Genomic DNA, 6604 nt, shown 5'->3' on the forward strand with positions numbered 1-6604 from the left:
CGCCTCTCTCAAAAGAAATGCCGAATGGGAAAACCGTTCAGCGGGCGAGGCCCGCACCCTGCCGCAGCATCATTTTCGCGCGCGGCGCAGGGGTTTGCACGCCGCACGCACGAGAGTCTTCATGGCCATAATGGCCATGGCGCCCATGGTGGGAGTGGCAAACGAACGGGTTTCGGCCGGCTGGTACATCCCTGACCCCTTCCCGCGCGCTCACGGCGCCGCGGGTGATGACGTGGGGCGCCTAATAACGCTGTCGGACGCTCCCGGCAATGGGGCGCTTCTTTATACGAAAGGCCGTTTTCCTTATGCGCCGCAAATGCTGCGGTGCAGTAGAGATGCCTCACGCCGCCCGCATTTCCTCCAGGAACGCGCGCACGCTGGCGGCGTCCACATCCTTGGCGACGAAGGCCGCGCCGATGCCGCGGGCCAGGATGAAGGTAAGCGCGCCGCGCGACACCTTCTTGTCCTGGGCGATCAGGGTCATCAGGCCGTCAGTGTCAGGCAGCTCACCGGGCACATCGGCGATGCGGGTGGGCAGGCCCACCGCTTCCAGATGGCGCTGCGCCCGCACCGCATCCTGGCCCGAGCACAGGCCGAGCCGGGCAGAATAGGCAAAGGCCAGGCACATGCCGATGGACACCGCCTCGCCATGCAGCAGCCGCTGCGAGAAACCGGCGCCAGCCTCCAGCGCATGGCCGAAGGTGTGGCCGAGGTTCAAGAGGGCGCGGTCGCCGGTCTCGGTCTCGTCGCGGGCGACGATGGCCGCCTTGGCGGCGCAGGAAGCGGCCACCGCTTCCACCCGGTCGCCGTCGCCGGACAGGATGCCGCGCCAAGCGCCTTCCAGCCAGCCGAACAGTTTTTCGTCGCCCAGCAGGCCGTATTTAGCCACCTCGGCATAGCCGGCGCGCAGTTCACGCGCCGGCAAAGTATCTAGCGCCGCCGTATCGGCCACCACCAGCACCGGCTGATGGAAGGCGCCCACCAGATTCTTGCCCTGGGGCGAATTGATGCCGGTCTTGCCACCGACGGAGGAATCCACCTGCGACAGCAAGGTGGTGGGCGCCTGCACCACATCCACCCCCCGCCGCACCACGGCGGCGGCGAAACCGGCGAGATCGCCCACCACGCCGCCGCCCAGCGCCAGCACCAGGTCGCGCCGCTCCACCCGGGCGGCGATCAGTCCTTCCGCCACCTGCTGCAAGCCGGCGTAGGACTTGCTGCCCTCGCCCGGCGCCACGATCACGGTGGAAAAGCCGATGCCCGCCGCGTCCAGCGCCGCTTCCACCATGCCGAGATGCTGCAACGCCACATTCTGGTCGGTCACGATCGCCACGCGGGCCCCGGGACGCAAGGCGGCGATGCGGGTGCCGATCTCGCCCAGCAGGCCTGGGCCGATGGCGATGTCATAGGCCCGCGCGCCCAATTCCACCCGCACCGTGCGCGGGGCGGCCGGAGACCCTTGCGGGACGGAGACGGAGGACGGCGTTGCGACTGACGACATGACGGATCCTGACGGTAAAAAGTTTCAGGCCGGCGGCACAGGGGCTGCCGGCGGCGGGCCTCAGCCCCTCACGATCGGCTCAGGCCGGCGTCGGCGGGCGCGGCGTCGTGCCGCTCCAGATGCCGGGCGACTTCCAGCAGCACATCCTCCACCACCGCCTCATGCAGCGCATCGCGGGAATCCACCCGCACATCGGCCAAGGCATAGGTATCGCCGCGCGCCGCCAGCAGGGCCGCCAGCTTTTCGCCGGGATCGCCGTCCGCCAGCAAGGGCCGATCGGTGCGCTTGCGCACCCGCCGCAGCAGGATGGGCAGGTCCGCGTGCAGCCAGACCGAGACCCCGTGCCGCGCCACTCCGGCCCGCGTCTCCGCATTCATGAACGCCCCGCCGCCGGTGGCCAGCACGCAGGGACCGGCATGCAGCAGACGCAGCATCACCCGCTTCTCGCCCTCGCGAAACTCCGCCTCGCCGCGGCTGGCAAAGATCTCCGGTATGGCCATGCCGGCGGCGCGCTCGATCTCCTCATCCGCATCGAGGAACGGCAGCCCGAGGCGCTTGGCGAGGCGGCGGCCCACGGAGGATTTGCCCGAACCCGGCATGCCCACCAGCACGATGCAGCGGGCGCCGAGCCGCTCCAGCAGCAATCGGTCGGGCGCTGGCGCGCTATCCTCGGCCCTGCCGCGGCCGGTATCACCATTCACCGCCCCACTCCTCATCCTCATGGACCCGCCCCGGGTCTTGTGTCGGCCTAGCATCGCCATGGCGAGCGGGCAATGCCGGTTGAAAGCACAGCCAGAGCGTGCGACCAGTCGGAACCCTGTATCCAGCGCGATTCGGAAGATAACCTGTGCCGAGCCTTCTGCGCTTTCTCGCGGTCATCGCCATCCTGGCGGGCCTTGGCTATGCCGGTATTTGGGCGCTGGCCACCATGGTCCAGCCGGTGACACGCGATACCACCTTCACCGTGCCCAACGACCGCTACGCTAAGTAACCTTCGTGATGAGCGCCTCCGGCCCCATCGCCCTTTTCCTCGACATGCAGGCGGTGGAACGCGGCGCCAGCGTCCACACGCTGGAGGCCTATGGCCGGGATCTGGCGGATTTCGACGATTTTCTCTCGGTGCGCGCCCGCAGCATCGCCGATGCCCAGACCGCCGACATCCGCGCCTTCCTGGCCGAACTGACCGATCGCGGCCTGAAGTCCACCACCGTGGCGCGGCGGCTCTCCGCCATCCGGCAATTGTATCGTTTTCTCTATGCGGAAGGCCGGCGCGGCGATGATCCCGCCGCCGTGCTCGACGGCCCCAAGCGCGGCCGTCCGCTGCCCAAAGTGCTGAGCCTCGATCAGGTGGGAGCGCTGATCGACACCGCCCATGCCCGTGCCGCCGAACCCGCGCCGTCCCCGGAGCGGTTGCGCCGGCTGCGCACCGTGTGCCTGATCGAAGTGCTCTATGCCACCGGCCTGCGGGTGTCGGAACTGGTGGGCCTGCCCGCCGCCGCGGCCCGCGCCCGCGATGCCATCATGGTGTCGGGCAAAGGCGGCAAGGAGCGGCTGGTGCCCTTGAGCGAACCGGCCAAGGCGGCCATGGCCGCCTATCTGGCGGCGCGCAAGGAGGGCGGGCTGGAGGCCTCCAAATGGCTGTTCCCCACCTCGGCCGAGGCCGGACACCTCACCCGCCAGCATGCGGCGCGGGAGTTGAAGGATCTGGCGGTGGCCGCCGGCGTGTCCCCCGCGATCCTCTCGCCCCATGTGCTGCGCCATGCCTTCGCCAGCCACCTGCTGGCTCACGGCGCCGACCTGCGCATCGTGCAGACCTTGCTGGGCCATGCGGACGTGTCCACCACCCAGATCTATACCCATGTGCTGGACGAGCGCCTGAAGAGCATGGTCCGCGACCTGCATCCCCTGTCCACCGACTGAACCTGCGGCACCCGGCGTTTTCCCCGCTCGCACGATCCTCGGTCAATATCCTGCGACGGCCCCTTTCATCGCGCGCCGACGGCGCCTATATTCATCGGGCCGGTGCAAGCCGGATATGGCGATAAATGGTTGTTGTAATAAGCCTTTCGGACCCGGGGGCAGTACCCGGCGCCTCCACCAAAGCCCAGAGCGCAGCGCAAAAGCGCAGTGCGCGCTGGGCTCCGGCGGGGGCGAAACAGGATCGACGAGGGTGTAAAGAGCTTTCTTTCGCTCGGCATGGTTCCGCCGATATCGGGCCGACCTATAGTTGCGAATGACAACTATGCTCCGGTTGCCGTTGCCGCGTGAGCGGTAAAGGTACCGAAATAAAAGTCCTACCGGGTAGCACTGGCTAGGCGGGGTTCGGAGGCACCTGGCAACAGAAGCCTCCACTTCTCTCCGGGGCGGCCGGCTCTGGGGGAAGGTTGCGGATATCGCGTCCGTTCTGTGCAAACCCTTCGCATCGCGGACCCGTCTATTGCGGAGCTTTCGCATCGCGGGGCGGCAAGCACGAGGTCCGGCCGAAGCTATTCAGCAGGGCCCATGCCGCCGGTCGACCATATTCGCTACGATCTTCTCGCCCAAGAAGCGCTGCGCGGCGTCGTCCGCCGCGTCCTCACGGATGTGGCCCGCGACGGCCTGCCGGGCGACCATCATTTCTATCTCTCGTTCGATACCCGCGCGCCGGGCGTGCGCCTGTCGCAGCGCATGCGCGAGCAGTATCCCGAGGACATGACCATCGTGCTCCAGCACCAGTTCTGGGACATGACCGTCACCGAGCACGCCCTCGAAGTGGGCCTGTCGTTCGGCGGCGTACCGGAAAAGCTGCTGATTCCCTTCTCCGCCATGAAGGGCTTCTTCGACCCCTCGGTGAAGTTCGGCCTCCAGTTCGACCTGGGCACGCCCGACGAGGAGCCGGAGATCGACGGCGCCCAGGACGTCTCGGCCCCGGTGCAGCTGTCCAGCAGTGCCCGTCCGCCGCGGGGTGCCGGTTCCGAGCCGTCCGTGAACATCGCCAATGCCGCCCGCGCCGAACTGGCGCGTAGCCCCAAGGACGAGGCCGGCGACGATGACGCCACCCCGCCCTCCGGCGGCGCCGAAGTGGTTCGGCTGGACGTGTTCCGGAAGAAGTGAGTCTCCCCCGGCGCGCCTGCGCCGGGCGGTGCTCTGCCCTGACTCCCGCCTCTTGCTGATTGCCTCTGCATGACAACCGAATGCGATGTGGTGATTGTGGGGGCGGGCGCGGCGGGCTTGGCCGCAGGGCGTACCTTGCGCGCGGCAGGCGCCCATGTGCGGGTGCTGGAGGCCTCGGGCCGCACCGGCGGGCGCGCCTTCACCGATACCGTCAGCCTCGGCCAGCCCTGGGATCTGGGCTGCCACTGGCTGCACGACGCCACCAACAATCCCTTCGTGCCCATCGCCGATGCCCTGGGCTTGCGCTATCGCCGCTCCGATGGCCGCGCCAGCCGCCGGCTGCATCTGGGCCGGCGCTGGGCCGATGCCGCCGAGGACAAGGCCGCGCGCGCGGCAGTGGACGCCGCCTTCGATGCGGTGCGCGCCGCCGGCGCAGCGGGCCGGGACGTGTCTGCCGCCACCGTGTGGGGTGAGAGCGACCGCGATCCGCGCTGGGACGGCATGGTGCGCTCCTGGTTCACACTGATGTCCGCCAATGAGCCGGAAAACATCTCCTGCGTGGACTTTGCCGCCTATCACGACACCGATGCCAACTGGCCGGTCACCGATGGTTACGGCGCCCTGGTGCGGGCCTATGGCGCCGATGTGCCGGTGACGCTGGCCTGCCCGGTGCGGCGGCTGGACTGGTCGGGCAAGGGCGTGCGGGTGATCACCGATGCCGGTGAGCTGACCGCGCAAGCGGTGATCGTCACCGTGTCGACGCGGGTGATCGCCGAGGGCGGACTCGGCTTCTTCCCGGCGCTACCCGCGGCCCTGCAGGCGGCATTCGCGGCCCTGCCGCTGGGGGTGGCGGAGAAGATCGCCCTGAGTTTTGATCGCGACGTGTTCGGCATCGCCGAGCATGCCAGCATCGGCGTGCTGGATCTCGACCATCCGGCCACCGCGCCGATCCACTTCCAGCTGCTGCCCGGCGCGCAGCCCGCCGCCATCGGCCATGTGGCCGGCGATGCCGGCGCCCGCCTGCTGGCGGCCGGCCACGGCGCCATGACCGCCGCCGCGCTGGATGCGCTCTGCGCCGCCTTCGGCGAGGATCTGCGCCGGCGGCTACGGGCCAGCTTTTCCACCGGGTGGGCCGATGATCCGTTCATCGGCGGCGGCTATTCCAGCGCCCTGCCCGGCCATGGGATGGAGCGGGCGCGCCTGTTCGAGCCGGTGGGCGAGCGGATCTATTTTGCCGGCGAAGCGGTGTCTACCCACGCCTTTTCCACCTGCCACGGCGCCCACCTTTCGGGCATCGCGGCGGCGGAACGGGCGCTGGCGCAACTGTCCGGCGCGGAGACCCTGTGATGCGGCCCATGACCCAGATCGTCGCCGTGGCCGAGAATGGCGTCATCGGCCGCGACCAAGCCCTGCCCTGGCATTTGCCCTCGGACCTCAAGCGCTTCAAAGCCCTGACCATGGGCAAGCCCATGCTCATGGGCCGCCACACCTTCATCTCCATCGGCCGCCCGCTGCCCGGCCGCATCTCGGTGGTGGTGAGCAGCGATCCCACGTTTGCCCCACCCGAGGGCGTGCGGGTGGGCCGGACGCTGGAGGCGGCCTGCGCCTTGGCCGACGCGGCGGCGCAGGAGATGGGGGCGGACGAGATCATGGTGATCGGCGGACGCGGCGTGTTCGCCGGCACGCTGGCGCTGGCGCACCGCATCCATCTGACTCAGGTGCACGCGACGCCGGAGGGCGACGTCCGGCTGCCGCCGTTCGACCCCGCCGTTTGGCGGGAGACCGACCGCGAAGGACCCTTGCAAGGCCCCGGCGACGAGCTGCCCTTCAGCTATGTGACCCTGGACCGCATCTGAGCCGCAAGGCTCCGGCTATTCCGGCAGCAGGCCCGGCGGGCGCTGCATGGTGCCGAAGCCGCCCACCGTGGGCGGGGGCGGCAGCTCGAAATCCGGACGCATCGGCCGGGGCCGGACCGTCGGACTGATGTCCACCGGCGGCGGCAGCGGCGGC

At 69.3% G+C, this 6604-nt stretch carries 7 protein-coding genes and 1 other RNA gene; 6 read left to right on the forward strand and 2 right to left on the reverse strand.

Annotated features, from left to right (window positions below):
* Positions 1 to 340: 340 nt before the first annotated feature.
* Entirely contained in the window at positions 341 to 1501 is a 1161-nt protein-coding gene (gene aroB, locus AAG816_RS10835; protein ID WP_341989627.1) for a 3-dehydroquinate synthase, read from the reverse strand.
* A gap of 68 nt (positions 1502 to 1569) precedes the next feature.
* The gene (locus tag AAG816_RS10840; protein WP_341989628.1) at positions 1570 to 2202 is read right to left on the reverse strand and encodes a shikimate kinase; all 633 of its coding nucleotides are present in this window, start codon (positions 2200 to 2202) and stop codon (positions 1570 to 1572) included.
* A 146-nt stretch (positions 2203 to 2348) separates the two neighbouring features.
* On the opposite strand from AAG816_RS10840, the gene AAG816_RS10845 reads away from it, so the two are divergent.
* The 6 genes from AAG816_RS10845 (at position 2349) to AAG816_RS10870 (ending at position 6450) form a co-directional block, all read left to right on the forward strand.
* On the forward strand, positions 2349 to 2492 hold the full coding sequence (locus tag AAG816_RS10845) for a hypothetical protein (protein ID WP_341989629.1): 144 nt from the start codon (positions 2349 to 2351) through the stop codon (positions 2490 to 2492).
* 8 nt (positions 2493 to 2500) lie between these two features.
* Positions 2501 to 3421, forward strand: coding sequence for a site-specific tyrosine recombinase XerD (locus AAG816_RS10850; protein WP_341989630.1), 921 nt, complete (start codon positions 2501 to 2503; stop codon positions 3419 to 3421).
* A 59-nt stretch (positions 3422 to 3480) separates the two neighbouring features.
* Positions 3481 to 3854, forward strand: a transfer-messenger RNA (tmRNA) gene (ssrA, locus tag AAG816_RS10855).
* A 149-nt stretch (positions 3855 to 4003) separates the two neighbouring features.
* Positions 4004 to 4594: a ClpXP protease specificity-enhancing factor SspB gene (locus AAG816_RS10860; protein ID WP_341989631.1), complete on the forward strand. Its 591-nt coding sequence runs from the start codon at positions 4004 to 4006 to the stop codon at positions 4592 to 4594.
* 69 nt (positions 4595 to 4663) lie between these two features.
* Complete coding sequence (locus AAG816_RS10865; RefSeq protein WP_341989632.1) at positions 4664 to 5941, forward strand: FAD-dependent oxidoreductase; 1278 nt, start codon at positions 4664 to 4666, stop codon at positions 5939 to 5941.
* An 8-nt stretch (positions 5942 to 5949) separates the two neighbouring features.
* A complete protein-coding gene (locus AAG816_RS10870) occupies positions 5950 to 6450 on the forward strand; it encodes a dihydrofolate reductase (RefSeq protein WP_341989633.1) in 501 nt (166 codons plus the stop codon).
* Positions 6451 to 6604: the final 154 nt, after the last annotated feature.

The organism is Azorhizobium sp. AG788 (assembly GCF_943371865.1).
In the GTDB taxonomy this organism is placed as follows: Bacteria; Pseudomonadota; Alphaproteobacteria; order Rhizobiales; family Xanthobacteraceae; genus Azorhizobium.

Bases quoted from the DNA above. Each gene is read 5' to 3' on its own strand.
- aroB (WP_341989627.1), bottom strand. From the start codon at position 1,501: ATGTCGTCAGTCGCAACGCCGTCCTCCGTCTCCGTCCCGCAAGGGTCT.
- AAG816_RS10850 (WP_341989630.1), top strand. From the start codon at position 2,501: ATGAGCGCCTCCGGCCCCATCGCCCTTTTCCTCGACATGCAGGCGGTG.
- AAG816_RS10860 (WP_341989631.1), top strand. From the start codon at position 4,004: ATGCCGCCGGTCGACCATATTCGCTACGATCTTCTCGCCCAAGAAGCG.
- AAG816_RS10865 (WP_341989632.1), top strand. From the start codon at position 4,664: ATGACAACCGAATGCGATGTGGTGATTGTGGGGGCGGGCGCGGCGGGC.
- AAG816_RS10870 (WP_341989633.1), top strand. From the start codon at position 5,950: ATGACCCAGATCGTCGCCGTGGCCGAGAATGGCGTCATCGGCCGCGAC.